The sequence below is a fragment of the Mangrovicoccus algicola genome, from assembly GCF_014903745.1.
Taxonomy (GTDB): Bacteria; Pseudomonadota; Alphaproteobacteria; order Rhodobacterales; family Rhodobacteraceae; genus Mangrovicoccus; species Mangrovicoccus algicola.
In genome coordinates this window covers 1-21,183 of sequence record NZ_JACVXA010000073.1, presented here as the reverse complement: position 1 = coordinate 21,183, position 21,183 = coordinate 1, and the positions used below count along the sequence as shown (strand labels likewise).

General features: G+C 69.8%; 20 protein-coding genes and 1 pseudogene. 12 read left to right on the top strand and 9 right to left on the bottom strand.

What is annotated here, in order from left to right:
* Nucleotides 1-78: 78 nt before the first annotated feature.
* The 5 genes from ICN82_RS18175 to ICN82_RS18155 all read right to left on the bottom strand — a co-directional run bounded on the left by ICN82_RS18175 (nucleotide 79) and on the right by ICN82_RS18155 (nucleotide 5,358).
* A complete protein-coding gene (locus tag ICN82_RS18175) occupies nucleotides 79-672 on the bottom strand; it encodes a glutathione S-transferase family protein (protein WP_193185740.1) in 594 nt (197 codons plus the stop codon).
* Nucleotides 672-1,691 carry a DNA polymerase III subunit delta gene (gene holA / locus ICN82_RS18170; protein WP_193185737.1) on the bottom strand — a complete coding sequence of 340 codons (1,020 nt, stop codon included), beginning with the start codon at nucleotides 1,689-1,691 and terminating at the stop codon, nucleotides 672-674. Before holA ends, ICN82_RS18175 begins: the two co-directional genes overlap by 1 nt.
* On the bottom strand, nucleotides 1,688-2,212 hold the full coding sequence (gene lptE, locus ICN82_RS18165; protein WP_193185734.1) for an LPS assembly lipoprotein LptE: 525 nt from the start codon (nucleotides 2,210-2,212) through the stop codon (nucleotides 1,688-1,690). The genes holA and lptE overlap by 4 nt, the downstream gene beginning before the upstream one ends.
* 3 nt (nucleotides 2,213-2,215) lie before the next feature.
* Nucleotides 2,216-4,789, bottom strand: coding sequence for a leucine--tRNA ligase (gene leuS / locus ICN82_RS18160; protein ID WP_193185731.1), 2,574 nt, complete (start codon nucleotides 4,787-4,789; stop codon nucleotides 2,216-2,218).
* Between the two features lie 104 nt (nucleotides 4,790-4,893).
* Nucleotides 4,894-5,358, bottom strand: a complete 465-nt coding sequence (locus ICN82_RS18155; protein ID WP_193185728.1) for a DUF3576 domain-containing protein — start codon at nucleotides 5,356-5,358, stop codon at nucleotides 4,894-4,896.
* Between the two features lie 273 nt (nucleotides 5,359-5,631).
* On the opposite strand from ICN82_RS18155, the gene ICN82_RS18150 reads away from it, so the two are divergent.
* Both ICN82_RS18150 and ICN82_RS18145 read left to right on the top strand, forming a co-directional pair.
* Entirely contained in the window at nucleotides 5,632-6,789 is a 1,158-nt protein-coding gene (locus ICN82_RS18150) for a porin (RefSeq protein ID WP_193185726.1), read from the top strand.
* Between the two features lie 100 nt (nucleotides 6,790-6,889).
* Nucleotides 6,890-7,552: a YggS family pyridoxal phosphate-dependent enzyme gene (locus ICN82_RS18145; protein ID WP_193185723.1), complete on the top strand. Its 663-nt coding sequence runs from the start codon at nucleotides 6,890-6,892 to the stop codon at nucleotides 7,550-7,552.
* Nucleotides 7,553-7,555: 3 nt separating this feature from the next.
* Here ICN82_RS18145 and ICN82_RS18140 read toward each other — a convergent pair whose 3' ends face one another.
* Both ICN82_RS18140 and ribA read right to left on the bottom strand, forming a co-directional pair.
* Nucleotides 7,556-8,053: a L,D-transpeptidase family protein gene (locus ICN82_RS18140; protein ID WP_193185721.1), complete on the bottom strand. Its 498-nt coding sequence runs from the start codon at nucleotides 8,051-8,053 to the stop codon at nucleotides 7,556-7,558.
* A complete protein-coding gene (gene ribA / locus ICN82_RS18135) occupies nucleotides 8,050-9,129 on the bottom strand; it encodes a GTP cyclohydrolase II (protein WP_193185718.1) in 1,080 nt (359 codons plus the stop codon). The genes ICN82_RS18140 and ribA overlap by 4 nt, the downstream gene beginning before the upstream one ends.
* A gap of 158 nt (nucleotides 9,130-9,287) precedes the next feature.
* Between ribA and ICN82_RS18130 the strand changes: the two genes are divergently transcribed.
* From ICN82_RS18130 to ICN82_RS18085, 10 genes are all read left to right on the top strand, one after another.
* A complete protein-coding gene (locus ICN82_RS18130; protein ID WP_193185715.1) occupies nucleotides 9,288-9,974 on the top strand; it encodes a response regulator transcription factor in 687 nt (228 codons plus the stop codon).
* A 238-nt stretch (nucleotides 9,975-10,212) separates the two neighbouring features.
* Entirely contained in the window at nucleotides 10,213-10,764 is a 552-nt protein-coding gene (locus tag ICN82_RS18125) for a DUF3035 domain-containing protein (RefSeq protein WP_193185712.1), read from the top strand.
* A gap of 71 nt (nucleotides 10,765-10,835) precedes the next feature.
* A complete protein-coding gene (locus ICN82_RS18120) occupies nucleotides 10,836-12,236 on the top strand; it encodes a M16 family metallopeptidase (protein ID WP_193185709.1) in 1,401 nt (466 codons plus the stop codon).
* Nucleotides 12,233-13,537 (top strand): M16 family metallopeptidase, encoded by a 1,305-nt coding sequence (locus ICN82_RS18115; protein WP_193185706.1) that lies wholly within the window; start codon nucleotides 12,233-12,235, stop codon nucleotides 13,535-13,537. Before ICN82_RS18120 ends, ICN82_RS18115 begins: the two co-directional genes overlap by 4 nt.
* A 125-nt stretch (nucleotides 13,538-13,662) precedes the next feature.
* Nucleotides 13,663-14,997 (top strand): MFS transporter, encoded by a 1,335-nt coding sequence (locus ICN82_RS18110; RefSeq protein ID WP_193185703.1) that lies wholly within the window; start codon nucleotides 13,663-13,665, stop codon nucleotides 14,995-14,997.
* Nucleotides 14,998-15,146: 149 nt separating this feature from the next.
* The gene (mepA, locus tag ICN82_RS18105) at nucleotides 15,147-16,004 is read left to right on the top strand and encodes a penicillin-insensitive murein endopeptidase (protein WP_226898589.1); all 858 of its coding nucleotides are present in this window, start codon (nucleotides 15,147-15,149) and stop codon (nucleotides 16,002-16,004) included.
* Nucleotides 16,001-16,891 (top strand): esterase-like activity of phytase family protein, encoded by an 891-nt coding sequence (locus tag ICN82_RS18100; RefSeq protein ID WP_193185698.1) that lies wholly within the window; start codon nucleotides 16,001-16,003, stop codon nucleotides 16,889-16,891. The genes mepA and ICN82_RS18100 overlap by 4 nt, the downstream gene beginning before the upstream one ends.
* An 87-nt stretch (nucleotides 16,892-16,978) precedes the next feature.
* Nucleotides 16,979-17,401 carry an alternative ribosome rescue aminoacyl-tRNA hydrolase ArfB gene (gene arfB / locus ICN82_RS18095; protein ID WP_193185695.1) on the top strand — a complete coding sequence of 141 codons (423 nt, stop codon included), beginning with the start codon at nucleotides 16,979-16,981 and terminating at the stop codon, nucleotides 17,399-17,401.
* Entirely contained in the window at nucleotides 17,394-18,668 is a 1,275-nt protein-coding gene (locus ICN82_RS18090) for an aspartate aminotransferase family protein (RefSeq protein WP_193185692.1), read from the top strand. Before arfB ends, ICN82_RS18090 begins: the two co-directional genes overlap by 8 nt.
* Entirely contained in the window at nucleotides 18,658-19,626 is a 969-nt protein-coding gene (locus ICN82_RS18085; protein WP_193185689.1) for a phosphotransferase enzyme family protein, read from the top strand. Before ICN82_RS18090 ends, ICN82_RS18085 begins: the two co-directional genes overlap by 11 nt.
* On the opposite strand, the gene ICN82_RS18080 is transcribed toward ICN82_RS18085, so the two are convergent.
* Both ICN82_RS18080 and ICN82_RS18075 read right to left on the bottom strand, forming a co-directional pair.
* On the bottom strand, nucleotides 19,592-19,993 hold the full coding sequence (locus ICN82_RS18080; protein ID WP_193185687.1) for a hypothetical protein: 402 nt from the start codon (nucleotides 19,991-19,993) through the stop codon (nucleotides 19,592-19,594). The genes ICN82_RS18085 and ICN82_RS18080 overlap by 35 nt on opposite strands.
* Nucleotides 19,994-20,073: 80 nt before the next feature.
* Nucleotides 20,074-21,183, bottom strand: a pseudogene (locus tag ICN82_RS18075) (chromosome segregation protein SMC); the annotation flags it as partial.

Here is a 21,183-nt window from a genome sequence, read left to right as displayed (position 1 = left end):
GATGCCGCCCTGTCGCTGCCGGGCCGGCCCGGGACCCTGCGCCGCCGCCGCCCCGCGCCCGGGACGCCCTGAGCCGGCTCAGCGTTTCGGATCGCGCGCGCCCTGGAAGGCGGGCCGCGCCGCAAGCCGCGCCAGGTAATCGTCGAAAAGCGGCAGGCGCGGCAGGATCTTGGCCGCCTTCGCCCATTCGGCGCAATGCGCGGCCAGGATGTCGGGCAGGGTCAGCGCGTCGCCGCAGAGGAAAGGCGATTTCTCCAGCCGCCGACACAGGTGGCGCACCGCCCGGTCGTATTCCCAGCCCAGCGTCGGTTTCAGGTCGGCGACGCGCTTTTCCTCGGGCAGAACGAAGCTGTGCTTGGCCGCCGACCACAGGATCGCGTCCATCTCGTCGATGATGTAGAGGCTCAGCGCATCCTGCCGGGCGCGGGCGACCGTGCCGGCCGGCGCGGTGAAGGCGCCGTGGCGGTCGGCCAGGAAGGTCATGATCGCCACCGAGTCGGTCAGCACGTCGCCATCGACCCTGAGCGCCGGCACCTTGCCCAGGGGATTGAGCGCGACGATCCCCGCGCTGCGCGGCGTCTCCTCGATGAAACGGTAGGGCTGGCCCAGTTCTTCCAGCAGCCACAGCACGCGGAAGGTCCGCGTCTTGACCGATCCGATCACCTCGTACATCAGCGCCTCCCCATCATCGCGAGCCTGATCAATGCCCGTTCCATGACGGCCATTGGGGGGGCGGCGGCCGAAGAACGCAAGGCAAGATCGGTGTCAATCAGAACGGTCAGCGCCTGTTCCAGCCGCCGCAGCCCCCAGCCCTGGGCCTGCCGCGCCATGCGGTCGCGACGCGGGCCGAAGACCGGCGGGCGGGCGCGCGACAGCCCCTGCTGCACCCCGCCGGGATCGGCGGCGGCGGCATGAAGCGTGCGGAAATGGCGCCCGGCGCCGATGGCGATGGCCACGGGCTGCACGCCCTGCACCTCCAGCCGCCGCAGCAGCGGGCCGATCTCGGGGGCGCGGGCCTCGGCCACGACATGCAGCAAGTCGTCCAGGTCGGCCTCCTGCGTCAGCGGCGCCAGATCGGCGATCTCCTGGGCGGTGACAGGGGCGGCATCGCCGGCCTTGTAGAGCCCGAGCCGTACGACGAGCTGGCCGAAATCGCCGGGATCGAGCGCCCGGCTGTAGCCCGTCAGCGCCTCCATCGCGTCGCGCGGCAGGTCGCGCAGTCCCTCGCGGGCCAGCTGCGCCTCGATCTCCGCGCGCCCGGGCGGGTCGTCATAGACGCCGAGCGCCTGGGCGCGGGGATGGGTCTCGAAGGCCTTGCGCAGCTTGGAGCGCGCGGTCAGCGACCCGGCCGTGACCACCAGATAGGCATCGCCCGGCGCATGGTCGGCCAGCGCCGCCAGGATCGGCGCGGCCAGCCCGTCCCCGGCCTCCTCCACCAGCACCACGCGCTGTCCGGCGGCGAACATCGAGCGTTCCTTGAGCGCGTCATTGGCCAGGCTGGGTTCGCGGCGAAGATCGGCGGCGGCGATCCGGGTCAGGCCCAGGTCATTGCCCTCGCCCAGCAGCGCGGCCACCAGGCTGCGCCGTTTCAGCGAGACCCGGGCCGCGTCGGTGCCATAGATCAGCATCCCGGCATGGGACGGATCGGGCCGCGCGAGATAGGCCGGGGCATCGCGCGAGGAGAGTTTCACGCCGCCGCCCCGGGCACGGCCAGGTAGAGCCGGTCGAGAATGCCGTCGGCCAGGATCACCATCAGCCGGCGATAGGCGTCGGTTTCCGCGGCGCGGGTGGCGACGGTGGTGCCGGTGGCGGAATAGCTGTTGAAGCTGTCATAGCTGCCCGAGGTCACGACCTGCCCGTCGAGATCGCGCAGCACGTATTGCGCGGTGCCGATGACATTGTAGCGGCGCGTGTCCTGGTTGCGGGTCAGCGCCACGCGCTTGGTCGAGGTCTCGGTCGTGACGGTCAGCCGGTAGCGCGGGGTGACCGGCGGACCCAGCCGGTCCTGCAGCTGCTGGCGCATGGTGAAGCCGTCGGAATCCCGCGGCGTCTCGAGGATCACCGCATTGGCGAGCGCCGCCCCCGAGCCCCCTGGCGCATGGACCGGGGTGAAGCCGCAGCCCGCAAGCGCGGCCAGCGCGGCCGCCGCCCCGCCCAGCAGGGCGCGGCGGGAGGCTGCGGCAGGCGCGGGGGAGCCGGGGCGGCGCGCCATCGCTCAGACCACCACGTTGACGATCCGGCCCGGCACGACGATCAGCTTCTTCGGGCTGCCGCCGCCGAGCGCCTTCTGCACCGCCGGATCGGCGAGCGCGATCTTCTCGATCTCGGCCTTGGGCATGTCGGGCGGCACCTGCAGCTCGGACCGCTTCTTGCCGTTGATCTGGATCGGCAGGGTGATCGTGTCCTCCACCAGCATGGCCGGATCGGCCTCGGGCCAGGGCGCCTGCGCCACCAGCCCGGTGCCGCCCAGCATGGTCCAGATCTCTTCGGCCAGATGCGGGGTCATCGGCGAGATCAGCTGCGCCATGACCCGCATCGCGGCGGCCTTCGCGGGCACGGAGGCCTGCGATTTGGCCACCGTCGTGGTGAAGGCATAGAGCCGCGCGACGGAGGTGTTGAAGGCGAAGCCCTCGATCCCGGCAGTCACCTCGGCGATGGCGCGGTGGGTGGCCTTCTCCAGGGCCCGGTCTTCGTCGGAGGGGCCTGCGGCCCCCGCCTCCTCGGCCCGCTGGCGGACGTCATCCGCCAGGCGCCAGACCCGCTGGAGGTGCCGGAAGGCAGCCTCGGCGCCGGAGGCGGTCCATTCGACATCGCGCTCGGGCGGGCTGTCGGAGAGGATGAACCAGCGCGCGGTATCGGCGCCGAAATCGCGGATGATGTTCAGCGGGTCGACGACGTTGTTCTTGGATTTCGACATCTTGGCGGAGGGGATGACCTCCACCTCGGCGCCGGTCTCGGTCAGCACCGTCCGTCCGTCCCGGCTCTCCACCTCCTCGGGATAGTGGTAGACCGGCCGGCCCTCGGCATTGCGCGTCAGGTAGATCGCGTGGGTCACCATGCCCTGGGTGAAGAGCGCGTCGAAGGGTTCGCGCGCGCTGTCGGGCAGGTGGCCGCAGATGTTCATCGCCCGCGCGAAGAAGCGCGAATACAGAAGATGCAGGATCGCGTGCTCGATGCCGCCGATATACTGGTCGACATTCATCCAGTAGGCGGCATCCTCGGCATCGGTGGGCGTCGTCGCGCGCGGCGCGGTGAAGCGCGCGTAATACCACGAGGAATCGACGAACGTGTCCATCGTGTCGGTTTCCCGCCGTGCCGGGGCGCCGCAGGACGGGCAGGCGCAGTCGCGCCAGGTGGGATGGCGGTCCAGCGGGTTGCCGGGCACGTCGAAGGAGACGTCATCGGGCAGGAGAACGGGAAGGTTTTCCTTGCGCTCGGGCACCACGCCGCAGCTATCGCAATGGACGACCGGGATCGGGCAGCCCCAGTAGCGCTGGCGCGACAGGCCCCAGTCGCGCAGGCGGTAATTCTCGACGCCGCGGCCCCAGCCTGCGGTTTCGGCGAAGCGGATCGTGGCCTCGACGGCGGCCTCGCCGGTGGTCTCGGCGATCCCGGCGAAATGATCGGCGAAGCGCACGGTCTCGGATTTCGCGGGCACCAGCGCCTCGGTGCCGACGGGGGTATCCTCGCCGGGCAGGAAGAACGCGTTCTTCACCGGCAGGTCGTATTTGCGGGCGAAATCCAGGTCGCGCTGGTCATGGGCGGGGCAGGCGAAGACCGCGCCGGTGCCGTAATCCATCAGGATGAAATTCGCGATCCAGACCGGCAGTTCCCAGGAGGGGTCCAGCGGATGGCGCACGCGCAGCCCGGTGTCGAAACCCTTCTTCTCGGCCTTCTCCATATCGGCCTCGGAGGTGCCCATCTGGCGGCATTCGGCACAGAAGGCGGCGACGTCCTCGCGCCCGGCCTCCAGCTGCCGCGCCAGCGGGTGATCGGCCGAGATGCCGACGAAGCTTGCCCCCATCAGCGTGTCGGGCCGCGTGGTATAGACCTCGATCGCGTCGATATCGCCCGCGGGCGCGGTCAGATCGAAGGAGAATTGCAGCCCGCGGCTCTTGCCGATCCAGTTGGCCTGCATGGTGCGGACCTTCTCGGGCCAGTTCTCCAGCCCGTCCAGCGCCGAGAGAAGCTCGTCGGAATACTCGGAGATGCGGAAGAACCACTGGGTCAGCTCGCGCCGCTCCACCGGCGCGCCGGAGCGCCAGCCGCAGCCGTCGATCACCTGTTCATTGGCCAGGACGGTCATGTCGACCGGGTCCCAGTTGACCACGGCATTCTTGCGGTAGACCAGGCCCTTTTCCAGGAAATCCAGGAACATCGCCTGCTGCTGGCCGTAATATTCGGGGTCGCAGGTGGCGAATTCGCGGGACCAGTCGATGGAGAGGCCCAGGGGCTTCATCTGGTCGCGCATCACCGCGATATTGTTGTAGGTCCAGGTCTTGGGATGGCCGCCGGTCGCCATGGCGGCATTCTCGGCGGGCATGCCGAACGCGTCCCAGCCCATAGGATGCAGCACCGAGAACCCGGCCGAGGACTTGTAGCGCGCGATCACGTCGCCCATCGTGTAGTTGCGCACATGGCCCATATGGATGCGCCCGGACGGGTAGGGGAACATCTCCAGCACGTAGTATTTCGGCCGTGCCGGGTCGCGGCGGGCGGTGAAGGCCCCGGCCTCGGCCCAGGCGGCCTGCCATTTCGGTTCGACCTGGGTGTGATCGTAGCGGGACATGGGGCGCGACCTCTGGCTGTGTGTCTATCGGAACTCGGCGCGGGTGATAGTGCGCCGGGGCGGTCCGGTCCAGCCCCCGCGGGGGCCGGGGGTCCGCCGGGGCGTCACATCCCCTGGTCGGCGATCCGCAGTTGCCGCGCGCGGGTCAGGATCGCGTCCTCCACCTTGCGCACGGTATCGGGCGCGGCCGGTCCCGCGCGGGTGGCCAGCGCCAGGTTCAGCGACCGCGCATCCAGCGCCGGGTCCTTCACATGCACGGTGGCGCGATAGGCGGTGCCGCCGCCGGGCGGGGTGCCGTAGCCGAAGACGAGAAGCCCCGAGAAGGGATCGGCCGAGGTCACCGGCAGGAAGGACAGCACCTCCAGCGAGGCGTCCCAGATATAGCGGTTCACTTCCAGCGTGACATTGGGGTCGTCGTAATTGCCGAAGATCGAGAAGATCGTCTCGCGGTCGGTGATCGGCTCGCCGGTGCGCATGTTGGTGTTCTGCGGGTTGGTCTCGTTGCTGCACCCGGCCAGCACGGCCGCCATGCCCAGCGTTGCCACGATACTCTTCACTGCCCAGCCCATGGGACCTCCTCGATCGAAAGGGAGACTTGCCGCCCGCCCGGTGCCGCGTGTCTACCGGATGACGCGGGGACGGACAAGCGCGGCGCGCCGCAGGGCACGGCATCCGCCTGCGGCAGCCCTGCCATGCAACTGTGGCATCGCTGCACCAATCGGTTTCGGGATTTTCAACCCCTGCTCCGCGATTGTTGTAATCCCCTCGCCGGAGCGTGAGATAGGGGGCAACTCAATCGGGTCCTCCCGCTTGAGGACCACCTGTAACCTACGAGGGATATCATGAAAAAGATCCTCCTTGCTTCGAGCGCTCTGGTCCTGGTCGGCGGTGCTGCGTTTGCAGAAGTGACCCTGGAAGGCAAAGCGTCGATGGGCTTCATCGGCGGCAACACCTCCACCTATGACGACGACGGCGTTTCGTTCGACGGCGACAGCTATGGCGACGACGATGCGCGCTATTCCTTCGTGTCCGACTTCGACATCGTCTTCAACCTGTCGGGCGAAACCGACGGCGGCGTGACCTTCGGCGCCAGCGCCGAGATCGACGACCTGATCGGCGCACCGGAATTCGCGGATGAAGAAGACCAGGGCGGTGAATCGGTCTTCATCTCGGGCGACTTCGGCACGATCACCATGGGCGACACCAACGGCGCCTATGACTTCGCGGTCAACGAGTACATCAACGGCCAGCCCGGCACCATCGGCGACATGGAAGAGACCGCACCCTACCGCGGTATCGCCCTGAGCGCCAACGGCGTTGCCCTTGGTCTGAGCGATGACGACGATGAAGACGCAACCTATGCCAGCGTTGATCCGCTGGATGACGGTCTGGACGGCTTCTATGACGGCCAGGTCGCTCGCTACGACTACACCTATGGCGGTTTCGCGATTGCTGTCTCGGCAGAACTCTCCGACGAAACAGAAGGCGACCCGGTCCTCGGCCTCGGCGCGACCTACAACCTGGAATTCACCGGCGGTGCCGTGAAATTCGGTGCAGCCTACCAGACCGTCAGCTTCGACGACTACGCCACCACCACCATCAGCACCGGTGACGTCCTGATCCGCGCAGATGGCGATATCTCCATCGCCGGTGTCTCCGCCGCAATGGAACTGGATGCTGGCCTGAGCCTCGACGTGGCAATCGCCAACACCATGTACGACTTCGACATCGAAGCAACCGACGGCGCCAATGTCGCTTCGGACAACTTCGATGACGACTTCATGTCCTACGGTGTCGGCATCGGCTACACCTTCGACGCGATCTCCGTCGGCGCCGGCTACGGCTTCCACGACGCAGACACCGAGATCGAAGGCTACTCGCTGACCGCAGCCTACGACCTGGGCGGCGGCATGGCCCTGCAGGCCGGCTATGGCCACTCGGAAATCGACGACGAAGCAGACCAGGACGTCTACTCCTTCGGCGTTTCCATGAACTTCTGATCCCTTTCAGGATCGAAGCTTCGAAGAGCGGACCCCCGGGTCCGCTCTTTTCTTTTGCGCGCCCGCGTGGTGAAACGCGGCACCAGACGGAGGGTTCGCCATGTCGCTCGCAGAGATCACCGCCCGCATCCGCAAGGCCGAGGCCGCCGCCGGCCGGCCCGAAGGCGCGACCCGCCTGATCGCCGTGTCCAAGGTCCAGCCCGCCGACCGCGTGGAGGCGGTGCTGCAGCAGGGCCATCGCCTGTTCGGCGAGAACCGCGTGCAGGAGGCGCAGGAGCGCTGGCCCGCCTTCCAGGAGCGGTTCGACGGGGTCGAGCTGCATCTTCTGGGGCCGCTCCAGACCAACAAGGTCAAGCCCGCCTTCGACATGTTCGACGCGATCCATTCGCTGGACCGCGAGAAGCTGGCGCGCAAGCTGGCGGAACTGGCCCAGGCCGAGGGGCGCTGTCCCGCCCTGTTCGTGCAGGTCAATACCGGCGAGGAGCCGCAGAAGGCCGGCGTGCTGCCCGAGGCGGTCGATGCCTTTGTCGGGCTGTGCCGGATGCTGGACCTGCCGCTGGCCGGGCTGATGTGCATTCCCCCCGTCGAGGAAGAGCCGATGCTGCATTTCGCGCTGTTGCGGAAGATGGCCGAGCGCAACGGGCTTTCGGGCCTGTCGATGGGCATGAGCGCCGATTTCGAGAAGGCCGTGGCGATGGGCGCGACCCATGTGCGCGTCGGGTCGGCGATCTTCGGCGCGCGCGATTACGGCGCCGCGGGCTGAGCCTCAGCCCCGCACGATCAGCCGCGTGCCCGGCGCCGCGCGCGCCAGCAGCCACAGGAAATCCGCGCGGGCGAAGGCCACGCAGCCCTCGGTCGGATAACGCGGCCGCCGCCACAGATGCAGGAAGATCGCCGAACCGCGCCCCGGCTCCGCCTCGGGCCAGTTCCAGTCGGTGACCAGGATCGCATCGTAAAGCGGATCGGCGCGGCGCAGGGATTCGTGGCTGAACGGGTAGGGCGCGCGGACGGCATGGTTGTAATCGGGCTGGCCGGGATCGTCGGACCACAGATCGCCGGGCAGGATCGGTTCCGCCCAGGGCGCGGGGCGGGCGAGGCGGTCGGGCCGGTAGAGCAGCCCCGCGATATGGTGGATCCCCGTGGGCGTGGCGCCGTCGCCCTCGCGCTTGGCCCCGGTGATGCCGCCGCGGCCGATGGCTGCGGGCAGGCGCCGTCCGAAGGCGCGCACGCCGTGGCGGGAGACGAGGATGTCGCCCGCGCTCACAGCAGATGCCCCGACTTGGCGGCCTTGGTGTCCAGATAGGCGGCGTTCAGCGGGTTGCGCCCGACCTTCAGCGCGACGCGCTCGGTCACCTCGATGCCATTGGCGGCCAGCATCTTCATCTTGTTGGGGTTGTTGGTCATCAGCCGCGCCTTCGAGAATCCCAGCGTGCGCAGCAGCTGCGCGCCCAGCCGGAAATCGCGTTCGTCATCCTCGAAGCCCAGCCGGTGATTGGCCTCCACCGTGTCGAAGCCCTGGTCCTGAAGCGAATAGGCGCGCATCTTGTTGGCAAGGCCGATGCCGCGCCCCTCCTGGTTGAGATACAGCAGCACGCCCTCGCCCTCGGCGCCCATCTGCGCCAGCGCCCCGCGCAGCTGCGGGCCGCAATCGCATTTCAGCGATCCCAGGAGGTCGCCGGTGAAACAGGCCGAATGCAGCCGTGCCAGCACCGGGCGGGCGCGGTCGGGCGTGCCGATCTCCACCGCGTAATGTTCCTCGCCGCCATCCTCGGGGCGGAAGACATGGACCCGCCCCGCCTCGGACACGGCCAGCGGCACCCGCGCCGAGATGACCGGCCCGAAGACCGGGGCGCGGGCGATGCGCGCCAGCGCGGCGGCGGCATCCAGCCGGGTCAGGGCGGCAGGCACATCGCCCGGGGCGATCTCGACCAGGAGGGCGGCGGGCAGGATGCGGGCGGCCTTGCACAGGTGGATCGCGGCACGATGCGGCAGGGCGCTGCCGCCGCGCTCGGACTTCAGCGGACCCTTCATCGGCTTGCGCAGGTCGTCGGCAGGGTCCGCCACGGCCTTCACCCAGTCCGGACCGGCGCCGGGCGGCAGCGGGATCCGCGCCAGGTCCGCGTCATAGGGCACGGCCTTCAGCGTCGCGGCGCGGCGGGCGGTCAGGGCGATGACGGGCCGGCCGAGCGCGCAGATCGCGGACAGGCGATCCGCCCCCAGCGTCTCGGCGGCCAGGGCGAGGAAATGCCGCCCGGCATCCGACAGGACGATCCCCACCCCCATGCGCAGATCGGCCCGGGCGCGGGCGATCTCTTCGTCGAGGGTCAGGATTAGGGACATGCGGGGCTCCGGCGGGACGTGCCGCCGCTCTTAGCGCCTCGGGCCCGGGAATGAAACAATGAGCTGCCGGCAGACACGGCTCCGTGAGAAGATTGCAGCAAAACTTGCATCGCCCGTGAGCGCACGCATGTGCCATGGAGGAAGACGGAGACATCGATATGGCCGCTTTGAAGAAAATCCTGCTGGTTGACGACGAGGACGACCTGCGCGAGGCGCTGTCCGAGCAGCTGGTGATGACCGAGGAATTCGACGTGTTCGAGGCCGCCACCGGCCAGGAGGGCCTGGCCCGGGTCCGCGAGGGGCTTTACGATCTCGTGATCCTCGATGTCGGCCTGCCCGATACCGACGGGCGCGAATTGTGCCGGGTGATGCGCAAGCAGGGGATCAAATGCCCGATCCTGATGCTGACCGGCCATGACACCGACAGCGACACGATCCTGGGCCTCGATGCCGGCGCCAATGACTACGTGACGAAACCCTTCAAGCTGCCGGTCCTTCTGGCGCGGATCCGCGCGCAGCTGCGCCAGCACGAACAGTCCGAGGACGCGGTGTTCCAGCTGGGCCCCTACACGTTCAAGCCGGCGATGAAGGTCCTCGTCGATGATGCCGACCGCAAGATCCGGCTGACCGAGAAGGAAACCAACATCCTGAAATTCCTGTATCGCGCCTCCGATGGCGTGGTGGCGCGGGACGTGCTGCTGCACGAGGTCTGGGGTTACAATGCCGGGGTCACGACCCACACGCTGGAAACCCATATCTACCGCCTGCGCCAGAAGATCGAGCCCGATCCGTCCAATGCCCGCCTGCTGGTCACCGAAAGCGGCGGATACCGGCTGGTCGCCTGAGGTCGGGAAGGCCTGAATGGACGCCCCCGGGGGAACCATGTCAGGCTTTCGGCGTTGACCCGCAGTTCCCGCGCACCGGGGTCATGGTGCACCTCCCTGTTGGACTGCCCGGGCCCCGGCCCGGGCTTTTTTCCGTCTGCGCCCCGTCCGCGCGTCCCCCGCCCCGGCGGCGGCAGGCCGCCGCTGGCGGCCGCGATTGCGTTAGACCTCCCTGCCCGGATGCGCTAAAGCGGGGAGCATGAAACGCCATGCCGCCCTCCGTCCCGTCTCCCTGCCGCTTGCCGTCGCGCTGCTGGCGCTCGGCGCCTGTTCGTCGTCGGACGAGGCGCCGCAGCTGATGCGCTTCCGCAACAATTCCTCGCAGCCCAACGAATTCGTCGTCGTGCCGGCCCGGCCGCTTCAGACGCCGCAGGATACCGCGGCGCTGCCCGTGCCGACCCCGGGATCGGGCAACCGCGCGGACCAGACGCCGGTGACAGATGCGATCGCCGCGCTTGGCGGTTCGGCATCCGCGGCGACGCGCAGCGGCGTGCCGGCCTCGGATTCCGCGCTAATCGCCTATGCCGGGCGCAATGGCAGCCAGGCGGACATCCGCGGCACGCTGGCCGAGGAAGATGTCGACTGGCGGCGCCGCAACGGCCTGAGCCCGGTGGGGCGCATCGTCGGGCAGAACGGCTATTACCAGGCCTATGACCGCATGCAGCTGGACCAGCAGGCCGAACAGGAGCGCATGCGGGCGCAGGGCGTGCAGGTGCCCGCCGCGCCGCCCGCCAGCCTCAAGCCCGAGTAGCGGGCCGTCACTTTTTCGCGGGCGGCCCCGCGGCGGCTTGATTGCCGTGGCCGGCCCCGTAGGTTGGCGGCATGACAAAAGCGTCTCTTTTCCGGGCCGTCTGGCCCCTGGCCTTCACCCTTGCCGCGGCCGCCCCGGCCGTCGCGCAGGAGGTGACGAGCTTCACCCTCGACAATGGATTGCAGGTCGTGGTGATCGAGGATCACCGCGCCCCCGCCGTCACCCACATGATGTGGTACAAGGTCGGGTCCGCGGATGAACCCCCCGGCAGGAACGGCATCGCCCATTACCTGGAACATCTGATGTTCAAGGGCACCGAGATCCTGGAGCCGGGCGAGTTCTCGCGCGTCGTGGCCCAGCATGGCGGCAATGACAACGCCTTCACCTCCTATGACCAGACGGCCTATTTCCAGCATGTCGCGGCCGACCAGCTGGGACTGATGATGAAGATGGAAGCCTCGCGGATGACCGGGCTGAAGCTGACCGAGGATGTGGTCACGCCGGAGCTGGGCGTCATCATCGAGGAGCGCAACCAGCGCACCGACAGCAGCCCCGGCGCGCTGTTCGGCGAACAGCGCCGCGCCGCGCAGTTCCTGCGCCATCCCTATGGCAACCCGATCATCGGCTGGCCCGGGGAGATGAGCACCCTGACGCTGGAGGATGCGGTCTCCTTCTATCACGATCATTACGCGCCCAATAACGCGGTGCTGGTGGTTGCGGGCGACGTGACGCCCGACGCGGTGCGCAGCCTGGCCGAAGAGAATTACGGCGGCCTTCCCGCCAATCCCGGCATCGCCGAGCGCGTCCGCCCGTCCGAGCCCCCGCAGCTGGCCGCGCGGCATCTGAGCTTCGAGGATCCGCGCGTGGCCCAGCCCTACCTGACCCGCAGCTACCTGGCGCCCGAACGCGATCCCGGCGCGCAGGAGACGGCCGCGGCGCTGGCGCTTCTGGCCGATCTTCTGGGCGAGGATCCGAACAGCTCGGTTCTGGGACGCAGCCTGCAATTCGACCGGCAGGTGGCGATCTATACCGGGGCGTATTACGATGCGACCTCGCTGGATGACACGACCTTCTCGCTGACCGTGGTGCCCGCGCCGGGCGTCACGCTGGAGGCGGCGGAGGCCGCGCTGGACGAGACGCTGGCGGGCTTTCTCGACAGCCCGATCGACGCGGCACGCCTGGACCGGCTGAAGCGGCAATACCGCGCCGCCCAGATCTATCGCCGCGACTCGGCGGATTCGGTGGCGCGCGACTATGGCCAGGCGCTGACCTCGGGATTGACCGTCGAGGACGTGGCCGCCTGGCCCGATATCGTCCAGTCGGTGACGGCCGATCAGATCCTCGCCGCCGCGCGGGAGGTGTTCGACCCGGCGAAATCGGTCACCGGCTATCTCTCTCCGCCTCCGGGCGCCGCGCCGGCCGCCGCCGGCGAGCCCCCCGTTACCGACAGTTCCGACGAGGTGAGCCGATGATCCGCGCCGTTGTGACCGCCGCCGTCCTTGTCCTGGCCGGCCCAGCCCTTGCGGAGGTAGACGTGAAACAGGTCGACAGTCCCGGCGGCATCCATGCCTGGCTGGTCGAGGAGCATTCGATCCCCTTCGTCGCGCTGGAAATCGGATTCCGCGGCGGCACCTCGCTGGACGCGCCGGACAAGCAGGGGGCGACCAACCTGATGACCGGCCTTCTGGAGGAGGGCGCGGGCGCCTGGGACGCGCAGGGTTTCGCCGAGGCCCGCGACGACCTCGCCATGTCGGTGGATTTCGACAGCTGGGATGACGGTGTCGGCATCTCGGCGCGGTTCCTGACCGAGACGCTGGACCCCGCGGGCGACCTTCTGCACACCGTGATCGCCGATCCCGCCTTCGAGGAGTCGGCGATCGAACGCGTGCGCGCGCAGGTCCTGGCCTCGATCCGCTCGGACAGCGAGGATCCCCAGGCCCTGGCCGGCGAGGCGCTGGCGGCGCAGGTCTATGGCGATCATCCCTATGGCCGGCCCGGCCAGGGCGACGCGCAGACCGTCGCGGGGCTGACCCGCGACGACATCGTCGCCGCCTGGAAGGGGGCGATGGCCAAGGACCGGCTCTATGTCTCGGCGGTGGGCGACATCACCCCCGAACAGCTGGAGACCCTGCTGGACAAGGTGCTGGGCGACCTGCCGGAGACCGGCGCGCCGCTGCCCGGCCCGGCCGAGGCGGCGCTGGACGGCCAGGTCCGGGTGGTCGAGTACCCGACGCCGCAGGCGGTCATCCGCTTCGTCCAGCCGGGCATCGACCGGGAGGATCCCGATTTCTTCCCGGCCTATGTGATGACCCAGGTGCTGGGCGCGGGCGGGTTCGAGTCGCGCCTGATGAACGAGATCCGCGAGAAGCGCGGCCTGACCTACGGGGTGGCGGCCTATCTGAGCTCGAAGGACGGGTCCGACCTTCTGGCCGGCGGGATGGCCACCGCCAATGCCAGCGTCGGCGAAAGCATCCGCCTGGTGCGCGAGGAATGGCGCAAGATGCGCGATGCGGGCGTCACCGAGGATGAACTGGCGCGGGCCAAGACCTATCTGACCGGCGCCTACCCGCTGCGCTTCGACGGCAATGGCCAGATCGCGTCCATCCTGCTGAGCATGCAGATGGACGGCATGGCGCCCGATTACATCGACACGCGCAATGACAGGGTGGAGGCGGTGACGCTTCAGGACGTGCAGCGGGTGGCCGCCCGTCTGCTCGATCCGGACCGGCTCAGCTTCGTCGTGGTCGGCCAGCCCGACGGACCGGCGGAATGACGCGGCATCGCGCAGGACGGGGCCCGGCGGCGCACTCCGCCGAGCCCCCGGTCGTTTTGGCGATGGACAGCGGCCGGGCAGGGGGATAGTCCGGCAGACGTTGGGGAAACCGAATACGTCTTGTCATGCCGAGCACGAAACAGCGCATCCTGGGCTGGTACGCCTTTGACTGGGCCAGCCAGCCCTATCATACGCTTATCCTGACCTTCATCTTCGGCCCCTATTTCGTCAAGGTCGTGGGCGACCCGGTCGCGGCGCAGACGCTCTGGGCGCAGGCGCTGACCGTGGCGGGCGTGGCGACCGCGCTTCTGGCGCCGGTGCTGGGCGCGCTCGGCGACCAGTCGGGCCACCTGGTGCGCTGGGTCGGCTGGCTGTCGGCCGTCTATGTCACCGCCTCGGCGGCCCTGTGGCTGGCCGTGCCGGGAACCGCGCATGTCCTGCCGGTGCTGATGGCCTTCGGCGCCGGGCTGGTGGCCACGGAACTGGCCATCGTCGTCACCAATGCCTTCCTGCCCGGCCTCGCCCCGCGCGAGGAAACCGGAAGGCTGTCGGGGACCGGCTATGCCATCGGCTATGCCGGGGGGCTGATCGCGCTGGTGCTGATGCTGCTGTTCTTCGCCGAGGGCGAGAACGGGCGCACGCTGCTGGGGCTGGCGCCGCCCTTCGGGCTGGACCCGGCCGCCTTCGAGGGCACCCGCGTCGTCGGCCCGTTCTGCGCGCTGTGGTTCGCCGTGTCGATGATCCCCTTCTTCGCCTGGGTGAAGGATCCCGTGCGCGACGCGCCCGACCTGGCCCTGGCCGAGGCCGCCCGCCGCGCCGCGCGCGACATCCGGCGCATGTGGGGGCGGGCGCTGGGACGGCGCAGCCTCGTGGCCTTCCTGCTATCCTCGATGTTCTACCGGGACGCGCTGGTCGGGCTCTACGGGTTCGGCGGGCTCTATGCCAAGGGCGTGCTGGGCTGGTCGGTGCGCGAGATCGGCGTTTTCGGCATCCTCGGCGTCGTCACCGCGATGCTGGCCTGCTGGGCCGGCGGCAAGCTGGAGACCGGGCGCGGCGGCCCGCGGCGGGTGATCGCCATCGCCATCGCCGCGCTGGTCGCGGTCAGTTCCGTCCTGGTCGGGCTGACCCGCGACAGCCTGTTCGGCATCGCCCTGCCGCCGGGATCGGCCCTGCCCGATGCGCTGTTCTTCGTCGCGGGCGGGGTGATCGGCGCCGCGGGGGGGATCCTGCAATCGGCCTCGCGCTCGATGATGGTGCGCCATGCCGATCCGGCCCATCCGGGCGAGGCTTTCGGGCTCTATGCGCTGACCGGCAAGGCCACGGCCTTCCTCGCGCCCTTCCTGATCGGCATGGCGACCCTCGCGACGGACGACCAGAGAATGGGGCTGTTCCCGCTTATATTCCTTTTTCTCATGGGGCTGTGTCTGCTAGTCTGGGTCAAAAGAGATGGCGACATCTGAGCAGGAGGCGCGCCTTGAAAAGCCCGACGAGGACCCGGTTCTGGCCGGTTGCACTATTCATGACCCTTGCGCTGGCGGCCTGCGGCGGCGGCGGCGGTTCGACCGGCGGGGACGCGGGCTCCGAGGAGGATGCCGGCGTCTCGGCCACGATGCTGAGCGCGGCGCAGCTCTCCGGTCCCAAGGCCTGGTCGCTGTTCAGCGCGAAATCCGCCCCCAGTTCGGGGCCGGCGCAGGCCTGGGGCAGCTATGCCAAGGGCTGCGCGGGCGGCCTGCAGGCCCTGCCCGAAAGCGGCCCGACCTGGCAGGCGATGCGCCTGTCGCGCAACCGCAACTGGGGCCATCCCGAGCTGATCTCCTTCGTCGAGGATCTTTCCGCGCAGGCGGCGCGGCAACCGGGCTGGTCCGGGCTCTATGTCGGCGATATCAGCCAGCCGCGCGGCGGGCCCATGAGCTCGGGCCATGCCAGCCACCAGATGGGGCTGGATGTCGATATCTGGATGCTGCCGCCCAAGCGGCTGAATCTCAGCCGGTCCGAGCGCGAGTCGCTCAGTTCCATTTCCGTGCGCAGCGCCGATCAGCGCAGCACCAACGGCAACTGGTCGCCCCAGCATGCCGCGATCCTGGAGGCCGCGGCGCGCGATCCGCGGGTCGACCGCGTCTTCGTGACCGCCCCGGCCAAGATCGCCATGTGCCGCACGGCGCAGCGTTCGGACACGGCATGGCTGCAGAAGATCCGGCCGATCTGGGGGCATAACTACCATTTCCACGTGCGGCTGAAATGCCCGGTCGGCTCGCCCGGCTGCATCACCCAGACCCCGACCGTGGATACCCTGTCCAAGGGCGGCAATGGCTGCGACGAGACGCTGAACTGGTGGGTCACGGATGCGCTGGCCCCGCCCAAGCCCTCGCCCGAGCCGGTGGAACCGGCGCCCCGCAAACGCGGCGCGCGCGACTACGTGCTGGAGGAATTGCCCGCCCAGTGCCGCGGAGTTCTTGCCTCTCGATGAATCGCAGGCTTTGCGCCGCCCTCGCGGCGGCCCTGATGCTCTCGGGGGGTCCCGGCCCGGCCGCGGACCCCGTCCGGCTTGTCTCCATGGGCGATTTCACCTGGAACCATCCCGAGGCGTTCGGCCTGTCGGCGATCGAGGTCTCAGCGGACGGGATGGATTTCATCACCGTCTCGGATCGCGGCCACCGCATCGACGGCCGGTTCCGCCGCGAGGCCGGGCGCATCGTGGCGGTTGAGATGGGCGCCTCCGTCCCGCTGAAGAAGACCGACGGCACCCCCGCCACCGGCAACGCGATGGATGCCGAGGGGCTGGCCTGCGCCGAGGTGGCGCCGGGCGCGGCCTGCGACGTCTCCTTCGAGATGATCCATCGCGTCGCGCATTTCACCAATCCGCAGGCCGCGGCCCGCAACCGGCCGCGCCCGGCCGAGTTCCGCAGCCTTCAGATGAATTCCGGGCTGGAGGCGCTGGCCATCGACGATCAGGGCCGGCTTGTCGCCATCCCCGAACGCTCGGGCGAGCTGGACCGGCCCTTCCCGGTCTACCGTCTGGAAGGCGGACGCTGGCGCGTGCCCTTCACCTTGCGCCGCGATCCGCCCTTCCTGCCGGTGGGCGCCGATTTCGGCCCCGATGGCAGGCTCTACGTGCTGGAGCGCCATTTCACCGGCTTCGCCTTCCAGAGCCGGGTGCGCCGCCTGACGCCGGAGGGCGACCGCGTCGCGGCGGAAGAGACGCTGCTGACCAGCCTGCCGTTCCAGCATGACAACCTGGAGGGCATCGCGGTCTGGCGCGACGAGACCGGGGCGATCCGGCTGACGATGATTTCCGACGACAACCAGAACGTCTTCCAGAAGACCGAGATCGTGGAATACAGGCTGGCCGAATGAGCCGGCGCAACCCTTGCGCGGCTTCGCGCGTTTCCCTTCGCGCCGCGATGGCCTAGGACGGAAGCGGGAAAGGGGCAGGGACCGCCGATGCTGCATGTCACCGACAAGATCGCCATCCAGGACTGGGAGATGACCGAGGTCTTCACCCGCTCCTCCGGTCCGGGCGGGCAGAATGTCAACAAGGTGTCCACGGCGGTGGAGCTGCGCTTCGAGGCGGCGCGCAGCCCGTCCCTGCCGCCGCCGGTGAAGGCGCGGCTGAAACGCCTGGCGGGCCGGCGCTGGACCACCGACGGGGCCATCGTGATCCGCGTGGAGGACACGCGCAGCCAGGCGCGCAACCGCGAAATCGCCAGGGAACGGCTGGCCGCGCTGGTCGAACAGGCCACCCATGTGCCCAAGCGGCGGATCCCGACCCGGCCCACCAAGGGCAGCCAGCGGCGGCGGATGGATGGCAAGACGGCCCGCGGCCAGGTGAAGGCGCTGCGCGGAAAGGTGGGCGAGGATGACTGAGACCCTGGCGGAACGGCGCGAACGCCTGATGGGGCCGAACGTGCCCACCTTCTACGACGACCCGGTCCATGTGGTGCGCGGCGAGGGCGTGTGGCTGTGGGATGCGGCGGGGCGGCGCTATCTCGACTGCTACAACAACGTGCCCCATGTCGGGCACGGCCATCCCCGCGTGGTGGCGGCGATCGCGGCGCAGGCGGCGCGGCTGAACACCCATACCCGGTATCACCACACCCTGATCCTGGATTATATCGAGCGGCTGACCGCCACGATGGGCCACGGGCTGAGCCAGATGATCCTGACCTGCACCGGGTCCGAGGCGAATGATGTGGCGCTGCGGATGGCGCAGGCGGCGACCGGCAAGCGCGGCGTCATCGCCACCGACAATACCTATCACGGCAACACGCTGGCGACCTCGCAGCTCTCCACGCGCCGCCCGCCGATCGGCGGCTATCCGGCGCATGTGCGGCTGGTGCCCGCGCCCTCCTCGACCGAGCCGCTGGGCGGGTCGCGGGCGGCGCAGCCCGCGGCCTTTGCCGAGGGCGTGGCTCGCGCCATCGCGGAACTCGAAGCCTCGGGCGAGGGGTTTTCGGGCATGATGCTGTGCCCCGCCTTCGCCAATGAGGGCCTGCCCGCGCTGGATCCGGGTTTCTTCGATCCGGCGGCAGAGGTGATCCGCAAGGCCGGCGGGCTGATCCTCGCGGACGAGGTGCAGCCCGGTTTCGGCCGGCTCGGCAGCCATTTCTGGGGGCATGAGCATATGGGGATCGCCCCCGACGTGGTCACGCTGGGCAAGCCCATGGGCAACGGCTTCCCGGTCGCGGGGGTCGTGGCGCGTCCCGAGGTGATGGCCGCCTTCCGCGGCGCCTTCGGCTATTTCAACACCTTCGGCGGCAATCCGGTCGCCTGCGCCGCGGCGATGGCGGTGCTCGACGTGATCGGGGAGGAGCGGCTGATGCAGAATGCCGCCGCCGCGGGCGCCCATGCCCTGGCGCGGCTGCAGGATCTGCGCCATCCCTTCATCGCCGAGGCCCGCGGCACGGGGCTGTTCCTGGGGCTGGAGCTGCGCGACGGGGAGGGCCGGCCCGCGACGGAATTCGCCGCCCGCGTGACCGAGGAGATGCGCCGCCGCGGCGTCCTGCTGAACCGGATCGGGCGGCAGATGAACATTCTCAAGATGCGCCCGCCGCTGGTCTTCACCGCGGAACATGCCGATATCGCCGCCAATGTCCTGGCCGAGGTGCTGGCGGAGCTGCCCCATGACGGATGAGCCGGGCCGGCTCGCCGCCGAGGCCGTCGCGGCCTGGGGCGGCGTGGTGGCGCCGCCGGTCCTGATCCAGGATCGCGAGAACGCGGTGTTCCGCGCGCGGCTGACCGCCGGACCGGAGGTGGCGCTGCGGCTTCACCGGGCCGGGTATAATGACGGGCCGGGGATCGCGGCGGAGCTGGGCCTGTGCGAGGCGCTGGCGGCCTCGGGGTTTTCCTGTCCGCGCCCGCTGCGGACCCGCGCGGGCGGGCTGGTCCATCGGCTTGGCTCGGGGCGGCTTGCCAGCATGGTCGGCTGGATCGCGGGGCGGCCGCTGTCGGACGTGCCCGCCGCGGAACTGCCCGCGCCCCTGCGCTGGCAGGCGGTGGGTCGGCTGCTGGCGGAATTCCATCGCGGGGCGGACCGGCTGCCGCCGCTGCCGCCGGGCCGGCCCGGCTGGGGTGCGGCGGCGCTGACCGGGGCGGGGATCTGGGGGGATCCGCTGGAGGACCCCGCGCTCGGGCCGCAGGATCGTGCGGTCCTGGCGGGGGCGCGCGCGGCGGCGGGGCCGCTGCTGGCGTCGCTGGAGGCGGGCGATCTCGGCCTGATCCATGGCGATCCGCTGCCCGACAACATGATGCTGGCCGCGCAGGGGCTGGTGCTGATCGATTTCGACGATTGCGGGCCGGGCGTCCGGGTCTATGACCTGGCGGTGGCGCTGGTCGGGCTGGCGGGACGGCCGGAATACGACCCGGCGGCGGCGGCGCTTTGCGACGGGTATCGCGCGGCGGGCGGGCCGGCCTCGGCGGCCGCGCTGGCGGCCCTGCCGGTCTTTGTCATGCTGCGCGCGCAGGCCTCCGCCGCCTGGTCGCGCAGCCGCTGCGCCCCCGGCGATCCGCGCCGCGCGGCCTATCGCGACCGCGCGCTGCGGCTCAGCCGTGCCCTGCTCAGTTCTCCTCTGCCCGGCGCACCACGCCCTTGATCTTGCGGCGTTCGCCGTTGCCGGTCAGCATGACCATGTCGCCCACGGTCCGCACGAAGGTATCGCAGCGGCTGTCGCCGCGGTCATAGGTGATGCAGACCATGCCATAGGGGCGGAAGATGTAGCGGCCGGGCAGTCCGGGATCGGTCTCGCTCTGCTGGTGCAGCACGCGCCCGTCCCGGCCGAAGCTGGTCTGGCTGCCATCCATGAACAGGACGCGGTTGCCGATCAGTTTCAGCGACAGGCCGTCCGCCGTGTAATAGGAATCCATCGACTGCTTGCCGGGGAACCACGGATCACCGGCCTCGGCAGTGCCGATGGCGGCGGTCGCGGCCAGCGCCGCGGCCAGTGCAAGTCTTGCGATCATCTTTCACCCCTTTCGGCCCCCGCGCCGCATATAGGGCGAAGCCCTTTCGCAATCGCTAACGCGGGCATCCGGGGCGGGGATCAGGCCACCATGGCGGCGGCGCGCTTGAGGTCGACCGAGACCAGCTGCGACACGCCCTGTTCCTGCATCGTGACGCCGAACAGCCGGTCCATCCGCGCCATGGTCACGGCATGGTGGGTGATGACCAGGAACCGGGTCTGGGTGCGGCGGGTCATTTCGTCCATCATGTCGCAGAACCGGGTGACATTGGCATCGTCGAGCGGCGCGTCCACCTCGTCCAGCACGCAGATCGGCGCCGGATTGGCCAGGAAGACCGCGAAGATCAGCGCCAGCGCGGTCAGCGTCTGCTCCCCCCCCGACAGCAGAGACAGGGTCGAGAGCTTCTTGCCCGGCGGCTGGCACATGATCTCCAGCCCGGCCTCCAGCGGATCGTCGCTTTCCACCAGCACCAGGTTGGCCTCGCCGCCGCGGAACAGGTGGGTGAAGAGCGTGCGGAAATTGGCATTCACCTCCTCGAAGGCGGTCAGCAGCCTCTCGCGCCCCTCGCGGTTTAGGCTCTGGATGCCGGCGCGCAGCTTGGAGATCGCGGCCTCCAGGTCCAGTTTCTCGCGCTTGAGCGTGTCATGTTCCTGCGCGACGGCGGCGGCATCCTCCTCGGCGCGCAGGTTGACCGCGCCGAGCGCATCGCGCGAGCGCCGCAGGCGCTGGACCGTGGCCTCCACCTGTTCGGCATCGGGCAGCGCGCCGGGATCGACCTGAAGCTCCTCCAGCAGGGCCTGCGGGCTCAGCTCCAGCGCCTCTTCGATGCGCTGCGCGGCCTCGGCCAGGGTCTCCTCGCCGGAGGCCACGACCGCCTCGGCCCGGGCCCGGGTCTCGCGGGCCTCGGAGGCGGTGCGCTCGGCGGCGCGTTCCGCCTCGGCAGCGTTGCGCAGGGCGGTCTCGGCCGTCGAGACGGCATCCGAGGCGCGGGCCTTGCGGCTTTCGGCCTCCTGCACGGCCTCCGCGATGCGGCTGCGGTCCTCTTCCAGCGCGGCGGGAACATCGCGCGCCAGTTCCAGTTTCTCCGCGGTCTCGGCCCGGCGGCGGGCCAGGTCGCCGCGCCGGGCGGCGGCGGAGGCCACCCGCGCCTGCCAGTCGGCCCGTTCGCGCGTGACCTGGGCGGCGCGCTT